The following is a 1,540-nucleotide window of genomic DNA, read 5'->3' as shown; positions in this document are numbered from 1 at the left end:
TTCCCAGCCGTTGTAGGCACCCATCTGGCCGCCCAGTTCCCTGATCTTGGCGTGTACCTGGCTGACCTTCTTGCCGCGCGCGGCCGGCCATTCGTGCTGCGGGAAGTGCATGGCGTATTCATTGCCGTAGACTTCCATGCCTTTCTGATCACAGTAGTCCTGATCCGTGTAGTCGGTGTAGCGGCGCGGATCGACCGCCCACATGTCCCACTCGGTCCCACCATCGACGATCCATTCAGCCAGCACCTTGCCAGCACCACCACCCTGGGCGATGCCGAAGGTAAAGACGCAAGCCTCGAACGCGTTGTCGACACCCGGCATCGGGCCGATCAGCGGCAACCCGTCGGGCGCATAGGGAATCGGGCCGTTGATCACGCTGGAGACGCCGGAGGATGCCATCAGCGGCACGCGTTCCATGGCGTCGGTCACGATATCCTCGATCCGGTCCAGATCATCCGACCACAACTGGAACGAGAAGTCGTCCGGCATCTGATCGTCTTCGGTCATCCAGTGGCCTTTGCAGTTCGGCTCATAGGGGCCAAGGTTGTAGCCGTTCTTTTCCTGGCGCAGGTAATAGGACACGTCCACGTCTCGGATCAGCGGCAGCTTCTTGCCATGCTCCTTGCTCCAGGCTTCCACCTCGGGGATCTGCTCGGTCAGCAGATACTGGTGCGACATCACCATCATTGGCACGGTACGGCCGCCGTAAGGCTTGAACCACTCACCGATACGCTGTGCGTAATAGCCAGCGGCGTTCACCACATAGTCACATGCGATGTCGCCCTTTTCGGTGTGCACGATCCAGGTCTTGTCTTCCTGTTGCGTGACACCGGTCGCCGGGCAGAAGCGAATGATCTTTTGCCCCATGTCGCGGGCACCCTTGGCCAGTGCCTGGGTCAGCTGCGCCGGATCAATGTCGCCATCAGACGGGTCCCACAGGACGCCTTCCAGGTCGTGAGTTTCCAGGAACGGGTAGTTTTCCTTGGCCTGTTCCGGGGTCCACATCTCCATCTCAATGCCCTGATAACGGCCCATCGAACAGGCGCGTTCAAATTCCTGCATCCGCTCTTTGTTGTGCGCCAGACGGATCGAGCCGGTCTGGTGGTAGTTCATCGGGTAATCGACCTCTGCCCCGAGGCGTGCATACAGTTCTGTCGAATAGCGCTGCATGTTCATGATCGACCAGGACGTCGAAAACGTCGGCACATTGCCGGCCGCGTGCCAGGTCGAACCGGCGGTCAGCTCGTTCTTCTCCAAAAGCACACAATCGGTCCAGCCTTTCTTGGCCAGATGATAAAGCGACGAGGCGCCAATGACGCCGCCGCCGATGATGACCACGCGGGCCTTGGTTGGAAAATCAGACATGTTCGCTCCCTAAACTCAGTCCTTCTGCGGCACGCCGTCCGCAATCTCGTAGTAGTCGCCCTTGGAGGCGGCAAAGATGTGCTTTTCGACGCTGAGACCGGTGTTCCCGTCGACAGCGCCCAAAGCGAAACTGGTGGTATCTTCGTCATGCGCCTTCCAGAACAGGAAGGAGCCG

At 59.6% G+C, this 1,540-nt stretch carries 1 protein-coding gene and 1 pseudogene; both read right to left on the bottom strand.

The window, feature by feature from the left end; all coding sequences use genetic code 11:
* The coding region (locus A2I95_RS36880) for an FAD-dependent oxidoreductase (RefSeq protein ID WP_291737439.1) at positions 1–1,365 on the bottom strand (1,365 nt) is incomplete at its 3' end.
* 15 nt (positions 1,366–1,380) lie between these two features.
* A pseudogene (locus tag A2I95_RS36875) lies at positions 1,381–1,540 on the bottom strand (GFA family protein); the annotation flags it as partial.

The sequence above is a fragment of the Leisingera sp. F5 genome, from assembly GCF_001593695.1.
The sequence above is the reverse complement of the archived record's forward strand: the minus strand, read 5'-3'. Positions and strand labels throughout refer to the sequence as shown.